Here is a 17,068-nt window from a genome sequence, read left to right on the forward strand (position 1 = left end):
CCGCCGGAAACACCCCTCGCGATCTCGGATCCACCTCGCGGGCACGGACAGCAATGGCTTGACCAGTGGTGGGTACATTCCGTGCCTCCTCTCGGTGAAATGGGATTCGGTTACCCGGATCCTATCCCCGGGTGTGACCGTGCACACCCGACAACGCCTTAAGTCTTCCCCAAATCATCCTCGGTGCCCGCGGCGGTGCGGGTGGCGAGCCAGTCCACGAGTGCGTCGAACGCCTCCCAGTCCAGGCGGGCGACGGCCGGGATCGCCTCGGCCCAGCCGTCGGTGGCGAGCAGGTCGGCCACCTGGCGGGCGATGTGGCTGCGGCGTGCGCCGTCCGGCTCGTCGTGGGCGGTGAGGACCGCGCCTGCCTGCACGTACCGCCCGGTGGCGCCCCATCGGTCCTCGGGCCTGCTGATGTCGGCGAGCAGATCCCCGGCGCGGTCGAGCAGGGTCCACGCCCGGTCGCCCCCCACCGCCGTCGCGAGTGCGGCGAGCGCCCGGACCCGGGCCGCCGGGCCGGTGATCGGCCGAGCGATCTCCTCCGCCCACGTCGGGTGGCCGGCCGCGGCCAGCGCCTCCACCACCTGCCTGCGCGCCCGGTCGGCCCGCGCGCCTGCGCCGATCGCGGCCAGCTCGGCCTCGGTGCGGCGTGCCGGCACCGCGGCGCCGTCGGTGTCGCCCGCCGCCGTGAGCGCCATCGACAGGTGCGCGAACGCGCGGGCCCGCCTGCCGGGGTCGGCCACGTCCTCGACGATCTGGTCCGCCGCGGCGCTCCGCAGCCGCCGCGCCTCCGCGGTGGCATCCACGGTGTGCAGGGCGGTGGCGAGCCGCAGCAGCGCGACCACCCGCGTGTAGTCGTCCTTCGCCGGTTCGGTCAGCACGGCCGTGGCGGTGGCCACCGCCTCGTCGCGCAGCCCCGCGGCGGCCTGCGCCTCGCACCCCGCGACCAGGGCCCACGAGCGGCGTTCCGGGTCGTCGAGCGCGCGGGCGATGGCCACGGCGTGCTCGACGACGCCGAGGGCGGCCAGCGCCTCCACCACCCGGGTCAGCGCGTCGCCCCTCGCCCGCCGGTCCGCGACCTGTTCGGCCACCTCGACGGCCGCCGGCAACTCGTCGACGGCCACGAGCCCGTCGACCACCCGCGAACACAGCGTCGCGAGCCGGGCCGGGTTCGTCGTGCGCCGCGCCATCCCCTCCGCCTCGGCGGCCCGCGCCGCCGCGCGCCGGGCGCTCCCGGCGGCGGCGAAGGCGGCCGCCACCTCCGCGAGCGCCTGCATCCGGCGGCCCGCCCCGGGGACGCGGCGCACCACGGACTCGGCCCGCCGCGGGTCGCCGCGGCGCGCGGCGTGCGCGGCGATCTCGGCGAGCGCTGTGGCGCTGCGGTCGGGGTGGGTGACCTGGTCCAGCAACTCCTCCGACCGTGCGGGGTTCGCGGTGGCGGCGTGCGCGACGGCGAGCCGCGCGAGCGCCCACTCCTGCCGGTCCTCCGGTACCCGGTTCGCGACGAGGGTCTCGGCCTCCGCCACCAGCCGATCGGCCACGGCGGGGGCGCGGTCCGCCACCGCGCCGGCGAGCGTGAGCAGGTCACCCACCGCGTCACCGGGTTTGCCCACGTCGTGAGCGGTCTGGCACAGCGAGGAGAGGTGCCGTTGCGCCGCCACGTGGTCGTCGCGCTCCACGGCGGTGCGGAGCAGGACGGCCAGCACCTGGAGCCGCACGCCGGGCCGCTGGATGCCGGCGAGGACGGCCTCGGCCCACGTGGTGGCCCCGGCCTCGGCCAGCGCGACCGCCAGTTCGGCACGGAGGCGGCCCCGGTCGCGCAGGGCCGGCTCGAGGGCCGCCCCGTCGTCGCGGACGATCGCGATGGCCGCGGCCACCAGCGGCCGGGAGCGCACGTCGGGCGATTGCCCCGCGAGCTCGCCGACGGCGGCCTCGGCCCGTTCCGGATCCCGCCCGGCGAGCGTCGTGGCGATGCGGGCGAGCGCGTCCGCCCTGCGGTTCGTCGTGCACCGCCGCGCCCACCGGTCGGCCCGCGCGGGCTCGTGGACGGCGGCCGCCGCGGCCATGCCGCCGAACACGGCGTCGCGGCGGTCCGGATCCGGCATCGGCCACGCCAGCGCCTCGGCGTCGTCGAGGTGACCGGCCGTGGCGGCCGCGAGCGCCGCGGCGGCGAGGGCGGCGCGCCGCTGCGCCTTGGGGAGGCCGCGGGCGAGCGCCGCGGCCCGGTCGCCCCGGCCCACGGCCGCCCAGACCGCGGGCAGCCGCACCGGGACGTGCCGGTTGCGGCTGGTGAGCTCCTCGCGGCGCACGGCGAGCAACACCGCGGTGGCCAGGGTGGGCTCGGCCTGCCGGAGGTTCACCAGCTGCGCGAGCGCGATCTCGTCGAGCGCGGCCGCGTCCCCTCCGGTGACCTCGAGCAGCCGGGCGTGGCGCTGCGGGTCGATCGCGAGCTCGGCGAGGCGGTCGACGTCGCCCGCCGCCGCGAGCACGCGGGGGTGGTCGTGCAGCAGGTAGGCGGGTGTGCCGACCGGCCAGCCCCGGCGCCGGTGCTCGTCGCACCACGTCCGCAGCCGGGCCCGGTACCCGTCGAGCCGGGCGCCGAGCTCCCGCTCCGCCACCTCCCGCAGGGTCCGGTGCGCGAACACGTACCCGCGCGCCGTGCCGCCCGGCCGTGGGGACCGGGTGGCGACGCTGCCGCCGAACGCGCCCCCCAGCAGGTCGGCCACCGTCACGGACGAGGCTCCGGTGAGCTCGGCCAGGTCGTCGCTCGTGAGCCCGCCGCCGGACGCGGTGATCAGGCCGATCAGGTCCTCGTGCAGCGGCCCCGCCCGCAACCGGTCGCGCAGCTCCTTGAGCGCGAACTGCTCCACCTCCCGCGCGTGCGGGGACACCGCCAGCCGGTGGCGTGGGCAGCTGTGCAACGGGTGGTCGGCCGGCACGTCCGCGGGCAGCGGGCGGCCCGGCCTGCTCGTCACCAGCACGGCGACGCCGGCGGGCGGGTGGCGGGGCAGCAGCGACGCGATGCTCGGCTCGTGGGCGTCGGGGCCGGTGTCCTCGTCGATCGCGTCCACCACGAGCAGGAGCCTGCGCCCGTCCTCCCGGCACCGGCGCGCCGCGGCGTCCAGCAGCGCGAGCAACCCGCGCCGGCGATCGGTGCCGGTGCCGGGCGTCCGCTGCGCGAGCGCGGAGAGCTGCTCGGTGACGGCGGCGAGGAACGCGTCGCCGTCCGAGTTGCCGACGCGGCCCGCCCCGACGAAGAACGGGACGACCGCGACGTCCGCCGGCGCGTGGAGGGCGAACCAGGCCATGAGCGCCGTCTTGCCCGCCCACGGCGGGCCCACCCACCACCCGTACGGCCCGGTGAACCCCGCGAGCTCACGCAGCTCCTCCTCCCGGCCGAGCAGCTGGTCCGGTGCGATGTCGCCCACCTGCAGCCGGTAGGTGGCGGGCGGCAGCGGAGCCGTCACGTCCGGCGCGGTGACGGGCACGCCGAGCACGTCGCGCGCCCGGTGGGCGGCCCCGTCCGGCTGGCCGTCGACGAGCCTCGTGATCCGCGCCGCGGTGAGCCGGTCGAGGCCGTCGGATCGGTGGTGCTCGGTGACGACGCCGATGATCCGGCCGTCGGCCCATACCGCGGCGCCGGACATGCCCTCCCACGGCGAGACGGCGGGGTCCGGATCCTGCTCGGGCGCCACGACCGTCAGCTCGAGGGTGCCCGAGCGCCGGTTCGAGAAGGGCGCCACCGTGCCGATCGCGTGGTGCGAGTCGCGGTAGGACCCGAGGCCGGGGTCGGCGTAGTCCTTCAGCTTGAACCGCGGGAACCCGACCGCGTGCACGGTGACCGCCTCCGGGCGCCGGCCGATCCGGCCGTACCGGCTCGCGGCGACGGCGTCGGGACCGGCGAAGCGCACCGCGGCGAGGTCCGATCCCGGGTCGGCCACGACGTCGCCGGGGTCTGCGGTGGCGCTCCACTCCGCGTCCGTGTCGGCCTCGAAGCGCAGGCGGATGGACCGGGCGCCGGCCACCACGTGGGCCGCGGTGAGCACCACGCCGGACGCGACCCGGTATCCCGATCCGCGCCGGCCCGCAGCTCCCGGACCCGTGGCGATGACCTCGGCCACCCGGCGCGGGTCGATGCCCGGTTCCGCGTCCACGGCCGTGATCCCCCCTCGGAACTATCCGCAACCTACCGGTTACGGCGCGATCAGGAGGAACTCGGTCGCGCGCCCCGCGCGCCGTGGCTACGGTCCCGCGACGTGATCCACGAGCACCCGCTGGCCTATCTGCTCGGCGTGGAGGGCATCGCGCTGTTGCGCGGGTTCACCGGCGAGTACTACCGCGACTTCGTGGAAGCGCGGCTCGACGAGGTCCGCGCGCTGCTCGCCGACGAGTCGTTGGCCGGTGCCGCGGTGGCCGTCGAGCGGGTGGACACGGTGAACGGGTACCGCGTGTGGTCGGCCACCTACGACAACGGCAACGCCGCGTTCGACGTCGACGAGCCGGTCGTCACGGAGATCCTGGACGGCATCCCCCCGGGCGCAGCGGTCGACGCAGCCTGCGGCACCGGTCGGATGTCGGCCCTGCTGGCCGCGCGGGGGCACAGCGTGATCGGGGTGGACAGCTCGCCGGACATGCTCGCCCGGGCGCGCGCGAACGTCCCGACCGGCGACTTCCGGTCCGGCGACCTCACCCGGCTGCCCGTCGGCGACGCCTGCGCGGACGTCGTGACGTGCTCGCTCGCGCTGACGCACGTCCCCGACCTGCGCCCGGTGTTCGCCGAGTTCGGGCGCGTGCTGCGCCCCAGCGGCCACCTGGTGATCTCCGACATGCATCCCGAACGCATCCTGCGCGGCGCCATCCCCACCCTGCGTGACGCCGCCGGCCGGCCGGGCAGGCTGCCCGGCCACCGCCACCTCGTGGGCGACTACCTGCGCGCGGCCCTCGCCCACGGCCTCGAGCTGCGCCGGTGCGAGGAGCCGGTGCTCGAGGCCGCCGCACCCGGCCGGCGAGCGAGCGACCCGGGGCCGTGGGAGGCCTGGCCGTGGTCGCTCGCCGCGCTCGTGCCGGAGGCGACGCGCGCGGCCGACGCCGGGATCCCGGTGGAGATCATCTGGCACTTCCAGCGAGGCGGATGATCAGCCGGCGAGCTGCGGGTACAGCGCGGTGAGGTCGGCCGACAGGCCCGCACGGACGCTGCGGCTGACGTCGTCGGCCACCACCTCGAGCGCGCCGTCCGCCACGCCGTCGAGGGCGAGCGCGGCGATCGCGGCCGGGTCGCTCTTCGGCACGTCGAGGTGGGCCACCATGTCGGTGTCCATGTAACCGACGTGCAGCGCCGTGGTGGTGATGCCCTTCGGCGCCAGCTCGAGCCGCACCGCATCGGTCAGCGCCCAGGCGGCCGCCTTCGCGGCGTTGTACGCGCCCGACCGGGCGGGGTGGAACCACGACAGCACCGACAGCACGTTGAGCACCGCCCCGCCGCCGTTCGCCGTGATGACCGGGGCGAACGCCCGGGTGACGGCGAGCGTGCCGAAGTAGTGGGTCTCCATCTCGAGGCGGATGTCGGCCGGGTCGCCCTCGAGCAGCGCGGCGCCCGTGGCCGAGCCCGCGTTGTTGACCAGCAGCGTGACGTCGGCCGCGGCGGCCGCCGCCGCGGCGATCGACTCCGGGTCGGTGACGTCCAGCTGCAGCGGGGTGGCACCGGGCAGATCCACCGACTCCGGGTTGCGGGCCGCGGCGTAGACCTTCCGCGCGCCGCGGGCGAGCAGCCCGGCGGCGAGGTGCCGTCCCAGCCCGCGGTTCGCCCCCGTGACCAGCGCGATCGAGTTCGTGATGTCCATGTCGCCTCCTGAGTTGGTTTCACCAACCTAGCGTCGCTGAGTAGGAGCTGCCAACCCAGCGCGTAGGCTGGAAGGGTGGCTGTGAGGGAACAGACGTGCTCGATCGCCCGCTCGCTGGAGGTGCTCGGCGAGCGCTGGACGTTCCTCGTCCTGCGTGAGGCGGTGTCGGGCACCACCCGCTTCGCCGACTTCCGCGCCACCCTCGGGGTGGCCTCCGACGTGCTCTCCGACCGGCTCGCCACCCTCGTGGACGCCGGGGTGCTGGAGAAGCGCCCCTACCGCGAGCCCGGCTCACGGGCCCGTGACGGCTACCACCTCACCGACGCGGGCCGCGAGCTCGCCGTCGTGCTCGGGGCACTGCAGCAGTGGGGCGACGCCCACCGCCCCTACGCGCCCGGGCCCACCGTGCTGCGCCGCTCCGCGGACGGCAGGCCGCTGCACGTCGCGTTCGTGGACGACGAGGGCACCGAGGTCCCCCTCGAGGAGGTGCGGTTCGTGCGCACCGCGACCTACCCGCGGTGAGCGGGCTGCCCCGTCAGGAGTGTCAGGAGAGGTCCCAGAGCAGCCGGTAGTAGGCGATCCGCTGCCGGTCCGGCGCGACCCCGTACCCGTCGTAGACACAGCCGTCGTAGCCCGGCCCGTAGTTCCACTCCGTGCTCCACGCCGCGATTGCGAGGTCCGCCCACCGGTCGGCCACACCGAGCCTGCCGAGGTCGACGTGCGCGGCGAACGTGCCGTCGTCGTGCAGGAGCGTGTTGGGGGCGCACGCGTCGCCGTGGCAGACCACGAGGCGGTCGATCCCGGGCGGCTCGGCGAGGCGGGCCCGGGCGTCGGCGACGCCGAGGTCCCGGTGCTCATCGGTCCAGGAGACCGGGCCGTCACCCGCCGCGAGCCGCTGATCGGCGCGGGCGACGCGGCCCTCGACACCCCACTCGAACGGGCAGTCGTGCACCGCGAGCGCGTCGTGCAGCACGCGCAGGCCGCGCCCGATCGCGGTGGCGGCGGCGGCCGGTTCGGCGATCCACCGGGGATCCACGGCCGAACGCCCGGGCACGGCGGCCGTCACCAGCCAGCTGCCGTCGGCGTCGCTACCGAGGGCGAGCACACGGGGGACGCGCACCCGGCCCTGCGCCCACCGCAGCCGCTCGGCCTCCGCGGCGAGGTCGATCTCGGGCGTGCCGGCCGCGGTCCACTTGACGTACCGGCCGCCTCCGCCGGCGCCGTCCAGGCGGAAGGTCAGCCCGCCCATCTGGTTGCGCCAGACCGGGACCACCTCGTCGCCGTCCGCCAGCTCGGCGACGGCCGCGGGGACGTCCACGGGGCCGGTGGGGCGGCCGGCGAGTGCGGGGCGGCTCACCGGCCCATGATCAGCGAGGGACGGGGGTGGGCTCAACCGCGTTCCACCGGTCGCCGGGCCAGCAGCCGCTGGACCGCGTCGCCGCCCGCCCCGGCGCCACCGCCCTCGCCCACGGTGGCGCCGAGGGCCTCGGCCGCGGAGCGGCGGGACGGGTCGGCGAGGGTGGCTTCGACCGCAGCCCGCAGCTCGGCGGTGGGCACCGGCCGGCCGGACAGGTGGTGGCGCAGCACGACGGCGGCCCCGCGGTCGGCCACGGCCCGGCCGATCAGCAGCTGTTCGATCTGCTGCGGCAGCACGACCAGCGGCACCCCGGCGGCCAGCCCTTCCAGCGCGCTGTTCATACCGCCGTGGGTGACGAACACGGCCGTGCGCCCCAGCACCGCCGGCTGCGGGACGGACGCGCGTACGAGGGTGTTCGCCGGGGGCGGCCCGAGCCGGGCCGGGTCTCCGCGCGGGCCGGTCGCGATCACGACCCGGGCGGGCAGGCCGGCGAACGCGTCGAAGCAGGAGCGGAAGAACGCGTCACTGCCCGCGTGGAGGGTGCCCAGCGACACCAGGACGACCGGATCCGGCCCGTCGACGTGGGCGGCCAGTTCGGCGTCGAGCTCGCGGTCTCGACCGGCTGGGTCGATCGTGGCCCCGACGTAGTGGCACCGCTCGTCGATGCGCGGGTCCGGTGCCTGCAGCCAGCGCGGGATCGGGAACACCGTGACGTCGCCCAGCGTGGGGAACGCCGGCCGCGGCGGGAAGAGCTCCTTGCCGAATGTGCGCACCACCCGCTGGCGGGCCGCGACGGCGGCGGGCACGTCCCGCACGGCGACCGCGAGGAACCGCAGCCACTCCCGGGCCGTCTGGCTACGGAACGCGCCGGCTCCCACCAGCATCGTCGTCATGAACGAGACCGTGGGCAGGCCCATGCTGCGCGCCACCACGTGCCCCCAGATCGCATTGGAGTCGTGGGCCAGCGCGTCGGGCGGGTCGGAGCGCAGCTCGTGCTGCAGGTGGGGGACGAGGGTCTCCGTGGCCGCGAGAGCGCGGACCACCACCCGCACCGGGCTGCCGGCACTGGTGGCCTCGGCGATGTCGGCCGCCGTGATCGAGCCGGCGGGGTAGGGGCGGAACTCGGCGCCGGTCTGCGCGATGGCGTCGCCGAAGGCGTCGGCGCAGTAATAGGTCACGCACACGCCGCGGCGCACCAGTTCCCGCACGAACGGCAGGCTGGGATTGACGTGCCCGGCCGCCGGCATGCCGGTCATGACGACGTGGCTCATCGGGTTCCCTTCCGGGGAGTCGGATCGGTGAGGGCGGCGGCCACCGCGGCGCGGAAGTCGCGGTAGCGCGCGCACACGGCGGGAGCGACGGAGGCGAGCGCGTCCCGGTCGGGATCCGCCGGCTCCACCGCCGCGTGCACGGTGTGGCGCAGCGCGGCCGCGGTGTCCTCGGCGGACCCGAGCCCGGGGTGGTGGAGGTAAAAGCCGGTCTGTACCGCGCCGACCACGTGCATCTGCCTGGTGACGTCCAGGTCGATGCGCATCAACCCGTGCTCCCTGAGCAGCCGGAACAGGTCGGCGGCGAGCTCGCCCCGCCAGTCACGCACCGGATCCGCGTCCGCGTCGCGCGCGAGCTTGCCCAGCACCTCGTGGTCACGGGCGAACATCGCCCGCAGCAGCGGGCGCCGCTGCACCTCGAGGTAGGTCAGGCGCACCTGCTCGGAGATCAGCGCCGCCGTCGCGTCGCGCTCGACCGCGGCGACCAGGTCGTCGACGAGGTGGAGGGACTCGCGCATCAGCACGCACGCGAACAGCCACGTGCGCGACCGGAAGTGCAGGTACACCGTGCCCTTGCCGATGCCGGCGCGCTTGGCGACCTCCTCGATGGTCACCCGCTTGTAGCCCCACCGCAGCACCAGGTCAGCTGCAGCGTCCAGGATCCGTGCGGCGCGATCGGTCACCCCGAACCCCTGACTCGTGACCAGATTCGAAATCTGGTCACGAGCCTACTCCGGGAGCGGTGCGGCGATGAGCGAGGCGCCGACCAGCAGGTCGAGCACGATGCAGAACTCGGCGTAGCCGCGCGGAACCACGCCGACCGCGGGGTGCCTGCTCAGGTCGCGGTGGTGCGCCACGTCCCACGCGGCGTGGCCGATCCAGGCGAGCCCCGCGATGTACTGGCCGCCCTGCGGGAAGACGAGCAGGGCCAGCACGGCGCAGCCGGCGAAGACGACCAGGCCGATCAGCTCCAACCGGAGGACGCCGGGCCTGCGCAGCTGACCCCGCGCCGCCCCGAACACGAGATAGGCGATCGCCAACCAGGGCAGGAGCCACGTCGTCGGGTCCGCCGGCGTCCACGGCGCGATGCCGAAGAGGCCTGCGACGCCGATCACCACGCCGATCAACCCAGGCCACCACCGCGCCAGCACCCCCGGCGCCGCCTCGGATCGGGACACGTCCGTCATGGGGTTCTCCGTCTCGCCTCGAGGCACCCGCCCACCGATCGGCAGTATCGGTTGTCCATGGTCGTGCGGACAGCCATGGGCAACCGACAGTCCGGATCACGGCGGTGGCGGACCCGCGTCGATCACCGGACGTTGCCCGCGATCCGCTCGACGTGCAGCCGGACGACCACGCGCTCGACATCCGGCCCCTCCGGCGGCGGGCCCTCGTCGAGGTACTTGCGGGTCAGCGCGTTCAGCAGCGACTTGTCCGGGTCTGCGGTGACGGTCACCGTGCCGCGCAGCTGGGTGTGCCGGTACGGGTCCCGCGCGTCGCTGATCGAGATGCCCACCCGTGGGTCCCGCCGCAGGTTGCGCACCTTCCGCCGATCTTCGGCGGCGCTGAACACGAGGTCGTCGCCGTCGAGACCGACCCAGACGATCGACGTCTGCGGTCCGCCGTCCGGGTCGAGCGTCGCCACCGTCGCGAAGTTCGGTCCGTCGATCAGGGCACGGACATCGGCCGAGAGGGAGATCGTCACGTCCAGGGCGAACCCCCGCCGTCGTGATCGCTATTCCGACTCGCCTTCGACCTGGGCCTCACGGCTCCAGAGCGCGCCTGGTGGATCGCACGGCTTCGTCGATGATCGCGTCGACCCGCTCCGGGGCTGGGGTCGAGATGAGCTGCAGCGCGATGCCGCGCAGGAGGCCGACCAGGGACACGGCCATCGCCTCCGGGTCGGCATCTGCCCGCACCGAACCGTCGCGGATCCCGTCGCGGACCTTGTCGGCCAGGAGCCCGCGGAAGCCGGCGTCGTCCTCCGCGTAGAGCGGCATCAGCACGGGATCGGCGGCGATCGCCTCGCCCCACATCTGCAGGAACGCGCGAGCGGACGGACGCCGGCTGGTGACGTTCTCGAGGTAGGCGCGGACCATCTCCGCCAGCCAGTCCGCGGCACTGCCCCCGGGCTCCGGGAGGGTGAAGGTCCGGGCGTCGCGCATCACCGCGCGGAGCAGGTTCTCCCGGCTGCCGAAGTGGTGGGTGACGATCCCCCGGCTGTAGCCGGCGGCCTTGCCGACCTCGGCCAGGGTGAGCGCGCGTGACCCGTGCTGGGCGATCAGTGCCGTGGCGGCAGCCAGCACCCTGCGCTCGGTCTCTTCGCGACGCTCTCGCTGCGTGCGGCGAGTGGGGGGCTGATCGGGCATCAGGGCTGCTCACACATGGGGTCGATCAAGCATATACGGGCTCGACCCGGCAGGCGCCGAGGGTTGACGGCTCCCGGGTTCCGCGGAACCCACCGCAGCGACCCCACGTCGGTCGGCGGCCTCCTGGTGGCGCCGCGCATCGTGCGGGGCGGGCTTCGCGGGCAGGCCAGGGCCTGCCCCGTGGGCGCGCGGCACCACCAGGCGGCTGCCTCCCCTTGCTTGAGGGGCGGAGCCGGAGGTTTCGCCGCGATCAAGGGCAAACGGTCGCTCCCAGAGATCATCTAGCGACCATCTCCCCTTGATCGACGACCGAGGGAGGCAATTTCGGGCCCCACTGGGCCCATGATCAGAGAGTTGGCGCATTCCCGTGTCGAAAACGCCCGGGAACGCGCCAAACCTGTGATCATGGTTGCGAGGCCCCCTCCGGTGGCGCTGCGCGCCGACCGGGCAGGCCTCGCCTGCCCGCGTGATGCCCCGCACGATGCGCGGCGCCACCGGAGGCCCGGGTCTGCCGCGGTTGAGCCAGGGTCTGCTCAACGAGGTGTGGCGGCACTAGGAGGCTGTCTCCCCTTGAAGGGGCGGAGCCGGAGGTTTCACGGCGATCAAGGGCAAATGGTAGCTCTTGAAGATCATCTAGCAACTTTTTCCCCTTGATCAATGCCCTCGGCTCGCAAATTTGCGCCCGCCACGCCGATGATCGGGGAGTCGGCGCATTCCCGGGTCGATTTCGCCCGTTCTTGCGCCAACTCGGCGATCATGCTGGCGTCGCCACGACCGTCACGTGACGGGGTCGCCCCGGAGGAGTACGCTACTTGCGTGTCAGTCAACAAGTATCTTGGAGGTGGCTCCGTGTCGCGCACCCCGCTCGTCCTCGTCCACGGCAACCCCGAGTCCGCGGTCGTCTGGGGACCGCTCATCGGAGAGCTCGACCGGGCCGACGCGGTCGCCTTGTCGCCGCCCGGGTTCGGCGTGCCCGCACCCCGCGGCTTCGACGGGTCGGCCACGGCCCATCGCGACTGGCTGGCGTCGCAGCTCGAGCTGTTCCGCGCTCCGGTCGACCTGGTCGGTCACGACTGGGGCGGGATCCACGTCGCGGCGCTGGCCATGAGCCGTCCGGACCTGATCCGCAGCTGGGCCTCCGACGCCCTCGGAGTGTTCGCGCCCGACTACCAGTGGCACCCGCGGGCGCAGATGTGGCAGCAGGAGGGTCCGGGGGAGGCCTCGGTGCAGAAGCTGTGGGGAGGCGATCTGCAGCAGCGACTCGGGGTGACGTCGGCCCTCGGGATGACCGGGCGCATGGCGGAGCGGGTGGCGGCAGGCATGGATCCCGAGATGGGGAGTGCCGTCCTCACACTGCTGCGATCGGTGAAGCAGCCGGTGATGGCCGAGGCGGGGCAGCTCCTGCCGAACGCCGCACGGCGTCCTGGGCTCGCGCTCATCGCCCTGGACGACGTCGACCGAGCCAGCGGGACGGTGGCGCAGCACGAGTGGGGGGCGCGTCGGGCGGGCGCGACGGTGGCACGCCTGGAGGGCGTGGGCCACTGGTGGCCGGAGGAGTCACCGGCGCCGGTCGCCGAGGCGCTGACGAAGTTCTGGGCGGAGCTGCCTGATCCGGAATCGGCTCCTGCGTCCGGCTCCTGAGGGTGGCACAAGATCGGCCCCTTCGCCTGGTTCTCCCAGGTGGGGGGCCGACCCGGAGCCGGCGTCGTAGCTGCTGTGCCACGACGTCGCCTGGAACCGTCAGCCAGGCGAGCTGGGCGAGGGGAGCGGCGGGATCCTGCCCGGGTCGTCCCACCGAACCGCGGTCACCGAGTTCCACCAGTCCTGGAACCCGCGGTCCGCCGGTCGCTGTCCGGGCAGTGCGCACGCCCAGGCCAGCCGAGCGCATCGTGGCGTCGAAGGCATCTGCGGCGTCCTTCCACGCACGCAGCTCGGCCGGGGCGCCCAGGTCCGAGGATCGCAGAAGGGGTGGACGCAGGCCGGCGGTCCGCTCCGGGCCCGCTGTCATCCGGTGATCCCGGCCAGCGACTTCTTGTCGACGAGCACGAGAGCGCCGGGCGCCGGGAAGACGAGCCCATCAGAGCTGGAATCCCCCTGGTGGAGGCGCGGGCAGTCGAACGAGCGTCGCCGCGTGCCGTCGTCCCGGTCCAGCACGACGAGCTCCATGCCGTAGTCGTCACCGGAACAGAACCGGTCGTCGAGGACGACGGAATCCCCCAGGAAGAGCGCTTGGCGTACGAAGTCCGCGCTGCCCTCGCCCGGTGGGGATTTGTCCTGCGCCTGCCAACGCGGGCCGGGATCGCCGAGCCGGAAGAGCTGCCAGTCGGAGGTGACGATCTCATCGGAGCTCCTGCCCAGGATGGAGTTCCGCTCGCCCAGAACATGCCGCAGCTCGGTGATCTCGCGTCCGGTGCGCGGGTCGAGGAATCTGTGGCCGGGGTCGTACGGGTCGGACAGCTCGAGCAGGCCACCCCGCGACGATGGGGAACGCGTGCTGTTCGGCGACGGTGCGCCGCCAGAAGTCTGCGACGAGTAGCAGTGGTGACGGCGAGTCAGCTGCAGGTCAGCGGGCTGTGACCTGCGTACCGTTCCCCGGTGCTCCCCCTGCCCGTGCAGCCGATGGTCGCCCGCCCTGCGACCGAGCTGCCCACGGACGCGGGGTGGGCGTTCGAGCCGAAAGCGGACGGATTCCTCAACTCAACTCTCGGGTCGGATGTGCTGCTGCGTGGTCGCCTCGGCATGGCGTCGGCGTAGGTGGCCCAGGTTTGAGGTTCCACTCGCTGGAGGCTGCAGTCTCGCCGTCGGGGCGCGGTGGCGCGGCCTTGGTGGTCGTGCGAGGTCCGTGCCTGACAGCGGGCACGCCAGTCCCGCTGTCCCTTGACACGTGCCCGGCGGCAGCGATGAGTTTCGGCCCTCCGGTTCGTCTACCGATCGTCGGAACCGGAGGAAGGGGGAACGGATGGGCAAGGTCTTCGCGCAGGCATCGGTGTCGTTGGACGGTTTCATCGCCGGACCGGGCGGGTCGGGTATCGATCGCCTGTTCGCGTGGTGCGCGGCCGGGGACGTGGCAACACCGTCGGCGCAGCCCGAGCGGTTGACGTATCGCACGTCGGCAGGGTCGGCAGCATACCTGCGTGACTTGATCGAGAACACGGGGTCGTGCGTTGTCGGACGCCGCCTGTTCGACCTCACGAACGGTTGGGGTGGCACGCACCCGATGGGCGACAAGCCGGTGTTCGTCGTGACCCATCAGGCGCCGCAGGATTGGGTCAACACCGGCACCCCGTTCGTCTTCATCACCGACGGCGTCGAGAGCGCGATCGAGAAGGCCGTCGCGGCAGCGGGTGGTCTGAACGTCGGGGTCGGGCCGGGCAGCACCGTGGCTCAGGCGCTCACGGCGGGATTGCTCGACGAGATCCGCCTCGATCTTGTTCCGACGGTCCTCGGCGGCGGCACGCCCATGCTCGACGGCGTCCGCGGTGTCCCGGTCGACTTCGCTGACCCCGAGGTCATCGCCGGAGTCGGCGTGACGCACCTGATCTACCGGCGCGCCCGCATCTGAACTGGGGCAGCCACGACCCACCGAGCAGCGCCCCGACGGCGGTGGACAACCCGCAAGGAGCAGATCATGGAGATGAAGCTCGAACTGGTGCCGCTCCCCGTTGCCGATGTCGAGCGGGCCAAGGCGTTCTACACCGAGAAGCTGGGGTTCGTGGTCGACGTCGACCTCGCACCGGGCAACGGAATCCGGATCGTCCAGCTGACCCCACCCAGCTCGGCATGCTCGATCCTGCTGAGCAGCAAGTTGCCCGGCGTTGACGACATGACAGCGGGGTCGCTGCGGGCACTGCACCTGGTCGTGGCCGACGCGCGCGCCGCACGCGCGGAGCTGGCCACCAACGGAGTCGAGGTCGGCGAGATCGACGTCCACGACGGCGGGATGCTGTTCGTCCCCTTCACCGATCCGGACGGCAACACCTGGGTGCTGCAGGAGATGCCGTGGCGAGCCGCCGACTTCACGGCGTAGCCGATCAGCCAATCTAAGAGTTCAGTCAACCAACCGGGCGATCGCGACCGTTGCTGAGGACCGGATCTGGCTGCAGCCGCGCCGGCTACGGTCGCTCACCCGGTTTCCCGGAGGTGGTGGACGCGCTCGGCGCGTCGTTCCGCGACGTCGTGCTGGACGGCGAATCGTCGTGTGCCGCGACGGCCGGCTCGACTTCACCGCGCAGCAGAGCAGGCTCGCCCGCCCGCATGCTGCGGCGGGCGTACCGCCAGCGTCCTTCCTGGTCTTCGACGTGCTCGAGGCGGGAGGAACCGACCTCCGCGGCTACCCACGTGGCTCAACGGGAGAGTGCCCGCCCCGCAGGTCGCCGAGTGGGCCGGGCACTCGGTGGAGGTGCCGCTCAAGGTCTACGCCAAGTGCGTGGACGGGCAGGACGCGATCGCGCGGCGCCCCGTCGAGCAGGCGCTCGGGGGGCGTAGCCGCAACTTGGGCGCGTATTGGGCGTAGACGGCCGCCCACGGCCGGTCAGGGCCGGGGACGTCCGGACACAACAAGATCGGCCCCTCGCCTGGTTCTCCCAGGTGAAGGGCCGTTTCTCGTGGTCACCGTGATGGTGCCCCCGGCAGGATTCGAACCTGCGCTCCCGCCTCCGGAGGGCGGTGCTCTATCCCCTGAGCTACGGGGGCCGTGCGATGGGACAACCCTAGCGCACGCCCGGATCTACAGCGGCAGGGGTTGCCCCCCGCGCTCGGTGAGCAGTTGGCGAAGGGTGGTGGTCTCGGCGCCCTGCGAGCGCAGCATCTGCGCAGCGAGGTTGCGGACCTGCGGCACGGCGGCGTGGTCGGCGGCGTACTGCAGCATCCCGGCGCCGCCCTGGTGGTGGCGGAGCATGAGCTGGAGGAACAGGACGTCGAGCTCGGGGCCGGAGGCGGCGCGCAGGGCTGCGAGCTCCTCGCTGCTCGCCATCCCCGGCATGACGGCTGTGCCGCCCGCGGAGGCCGTGCCGTGGCCGTGGGCCGCCTCGGTCATCCAGGCCATGTGGCCGCCCGCCGGGAGGGACGGCGCTCCCCACAGCTCCAGCCAGCCCTGCATGCGGCCGATCTGGGCGGTCTGGGTGGCCTCGATGTCGGCGGCGAGCTGGTGCAGGACGGGGTCGGTGGTGTGGTCGCGCTCCCACGAGGCCATCTCGACGGCCTGGTGGTGGTGCACGGTCATGTCCTGGGAGAACCCGACGTCCACCGAGCCGGTGGCCGGAGGGTCATGCGGGCCAGAGCCGGGCACGCCGCCGACGAGCAGCCCGCCCGCGGCGCCGAGCAGCAGCAGCCCGACCGCGGCGACGACGGCGAGGACGGGACGGATCCAGCGCGCCTCCTGGGGCGCGGGTTGCTCCGCCTCGGCGGGGGCGGCGGGTGTGGTCACCGGCATCACGAGCCCGCGGCCGGGGCCGGCGCGCCGGTGGTCTCGGGGTACGCGCCGGGGCTGCCCGGGGCCGGGGCCGGTTCGAACGGCGGCGGGTTGTCCTGCTGGAACCCGCCCTCGGACGGCCCGATCTCGTTGCAGCTCGCGCCGGGCTCGGGGTACTGGAACTGGTTCAGCCGCAGGGCGGCGATGAACTGGTCGATACGCGGGTCGTCGGCGTCGGCCAGCTTGAGCTGGTGGCCCCAGGACTGCAGCGAGATCGGCTGGTCCAGCCCGGGGAACGGGGACATCAGCGTGTAGGGCTGGCCGTCCACCTTGGCCCGCAGCGTCTCCAGCGCGTCGCCGGTGACCTGGTCCGGGTTGTAGGCGACCCAGACGGCGCCGTGCTCCATCGAGTGCACGGCGGTCTCGCTGCGGATGGCCTGCGGGTAGACGACGCCGTTGCAGGACGCCCAGCTGTAGTCGTGGGCGCCGCCCATCGGCGGGGCGTGGGTGTAGGCCACCTTCGTGGCACGGTCGACGTGCAGCCCGCCCTCGAACGGCTGCGCCTGCACGCCCGGGATGGTGGTGGACGGGTCCTGGTTCTCCGCCGTGGGCGTGAACGGGGCCATCGCCTCGGCTTGCGCCTGGTTCTCCTGGTTGCGCATGAACGCGTAGCCGAAGACCACCCCGGCGAAGAGCGCCACGACCACCACAGCCGCGATGAGCCCCCACGGGGTGGACTTCTGGACGACCACCGTTGGCCGCGCCTTGCGGGACGCCTTGCTCGTCTTACCGCTGACCATGAACCGTCCAGACCTCGGAATCGG

17 protein-coding genes and 1 tRNA gene are annotated in these 17,068 nt (G+C 73.8%); 6 read left to right on the forward strand and 12 right to left on the reverse strand.

The genetic code is table 11. The features are described 5' to 3' along the window. Positions 1–158 precede the first annotated feature (158 nt). A complete protein-coding gene (locus tag ACFPL3_RS03695; protein WP_379588373.1) occupies positions 159–4,154 on the reverse strand; it encodes a trypsin-like peptidase domain-containing protein in 3,996 nt (1,331 codons plus the stop codon). 102 nt (positions 4,155–4,256) lie between these two features. Here ACFPL3_RS03695 and ACFPL3_RS03700 point away from each other — a divergent pair, with 102 nt between their 5' ends. Continuing rightward, a complete protein-coding gene (locus ACFPL3_RS03700) occupies positions 4,257–5,135 on the forward strand; it encodes a class I SAM-dependent methyltransferase (RefSeq protein WP_343941134.1) in 879 nt (292 codons plus the stop codon). Here the strand turns inward: ACFPL3_RS03700 and ACFPL3_RS03705 are convergent, their stop codons facing one another. After that, positions 5,136–5,840, reverse strand: a complete 705-nt coding sequence (locus ACFPL3_RS03705) for an SDR family oxidoreductase (protein ID WP_343941133.1) — start codon at positions 5,838–5,840, stop codon at positions 5,136–5,138. It abuts the gene before it with no gap. 75 nt (positions 5,841–5,915) lie between these two features. Here ACFPL3_RS03705 and ACFPL3_RS03710 point away from each other — a divergent pair, with 75 nt between their 5' ends. Next, complete coding sequence (locus ACFPL3_RS03710; protein WP_343941132.1) at positions 5,916–6,362, forward strand: winged helix-turn-helix transcriptional regulator; 447 nt, start codon at positions 5,916–5,918, stop codon at positions 6,360–6,362. 22 nt (positions 6,363–6,384) lie between these two features. On the opposite strand, the gene ACFPL3_RS03715 is transcribed toward ACFPL3_RS03710, so the two are convergent. The 6 genes from ACFPL3_RS03715 to ACFPL3_RS03740 form a co-directional block, all read right to left on the reverse strand. Then, the gene (locus ACFPL3_RS03715; protein WP_343941131.1) at positions 6,385–7,197 is read right to left on the reverse strand and encodes an aminoglycoside 3'-phosphotransferase; all 813 of its coding nucleotides are present in this window, start codon (positions 7,195–7,197) and stop codon (positions 6,385–6,387) included. Positions 7,198–7,229: 32 nt separating this feature from the next. Continuing rightward, a complete protein-coding gene (locus ACFPL3_RS03720; RefSeq protein ID WP_343941130.1) occupies positions 7,230–8,468 on the reverse strand; it encodes a macrolide family glycosyltransferase in 1,239 nt (412 codons plus the stop codon). Further along, a complete protein-coding gene (locus ACFPL3_RS03725; protein ID WP_343941129.1) occupies positions 8,465–9,148 on the reverse strand; it encodes a TetR/AcrR family transcriptional regulator in 684 nt (227 codons plus the stop codon). Before ACFPL3_RS03725 ends, ACFPL3_RS03720 begins: the two co-directional genes overlap by 4 nt. A gap of 45 nt (positions 9,149–9,193) precedes the next feature. After that, positions 9,194–9,652 (reverse strand): hypothetical protein, encoded by a 459-nt coding sequence (locus tag ACFPL3_RS03730; protein ID WP_343941128.1) that lies wholly within the window; start codon positions 9,650–9,652, stop codon positions 9,194–9,196. Positions 9,653–9,774: 122 nt separating this feature from the next. Next, a complete protein-coding gene (locus tag ACFPL3_RS03735; RefSeq protein WP_343941127.1) occupies positions 9,775–10,170 on the reverse strand; it encodes a PPOX class F420-dependent oxidoreductase in 396 nt (131 codons plus the stop codon). A 58-nt stretch (positions 10,171–10,228) separates the two neighbouring features. Then, positions 10,229–10,834 (reverse strand): TetR/AcrR family transcriptional regulator, encoded by a 606-nt coding sequence (locus ACFPL3_RS03740; protein ID WP_343941126.1) that lies wholly within the window; start codon positions 10,832–10,834, stop codon positions 10,229–10,231. 849 nt (positions 10,835–11,683) lie between these two features. On the opposite strand from ACFPL3_RS03740, the gene ACFPL3_RS03745 reads away from it, so the two are divergent. Further along, the gene (locus tag ACFPL3_RS03745) at positions 11,684–12,475 is read left to right on the forward strand and encodes an alpha/beta fold hydrolase (RefSeq protein WP_343941125.1); all 792 of its coding nucleotides are present in this window, start codon (positions 11,684–11,686) and stop codon (positions 12,473–12,475) included. Positions 12,476–12,838: 363 nt separating this feature from the next. Here ACFPL3_RS03745 and ACFPL3_RS03750 read toward each other — a convergent pair whose 3' ends face one another. Next, positions 12,839–13,000, reverse strand: a complete 162-nt coding sequence (locus ACFPL3_RS03750; RefSeq protein WP_343941124.1) for a hypothetical protein — start codon at positions 12,998–13,000, stop codon at positions 12,839–12,841. Between the two features lie 793 nt (positions 13,001–13,793). Here ACFPL3_RS03750 and ACFPL3_RS03755 point away from each other — a divergent pair. From ACFPL3_RS03755 to ACFPL3_RS03765, 3 genes are all read left to right on the forward strand, one after another. Next, entirely contained in the window at positions 13,794–14,396 is a 603-nt protein-coding gene (locus tag ACFPL3_RS03755; RefSeq protein WP_343941123.1) for a dihydrofolate reductase family protein, read from the forward strand. Between the two features lie 66 nt (positions 14,397–14,462). Then, a complete protein-coding gene (locus ACFPL3_RS03760) occupies positions 14,463–14,861 on the forward strand; it encodes a VOC family protein (RefSeq protein WP_343941122.1) in 399 nt (132 codons plus the stop codon). Between the two features lie 327 nt (positions 14,862–15,188). Continuing rightward, positions 15,189–15,347 (forward strand): hypothetical protein, encoded by a 159-nt coding sequence (locus ACFPL3_RS03765; protein WP_343941121.1) that lies wholly within the window; start codon positions 15,189–15,191, stop codon positions 15,345–15,347. A 104-nt stretch (positions 15,348–15,451) separates the two neighbouring features. On the opposite strand, the gene ACFPL3_RS03770 is transcribed toward ACFPL3_RS03765, so the two are convergent. From ACFPL3_RS03770 to ACFPL3_RS03780, 3 genes are all read right to left on the reverse strand, one after another. Then, a tRNA-Arg gene (locus ACFPL3_RS03770) sits at positions 15,452–15,526 on the reverse strand. Positions 15,527–15,560: 34 nt separating this feature from the next. Then, on the reverse strand, positions 15,561–16,265 hold the full coding sequence (locus ACFPL3_RS03775; protein WP_379588374.1) for a DUF305 domain-containing protein: 705 nt from the start codon (positions 16,263–16,265) through the stop codon (positions 15,561–15,563). Further along, positions 16,265–17,044, reverse strand: coding sequence for a DUF3105 domain-containing protein (locus ACFPL3_RS03780; protein ID WP_343941119.1), 780 nt, complete (start codon positions 17,042–17,044; stop codon positions 16,265–16,267). Before ACFPL3_RS03780 ends, ACFPL3_RS03775 begins: the two co-directional genes overlap by 1 nt. Positions 17,045–17,068 lie beyond the last annotated feature (24 nt).

The organism is Pseudonocardia zijingensis, assembly GCF_042657305.1.
Taxonomy (GTDB): domain Bacteria; phylum Actinomycetota; class Actinomycetes; order Mycobacteriales; family Pseudonocardiaceae; genus Pseudonocardia; species Pseudonocardia zijingensis.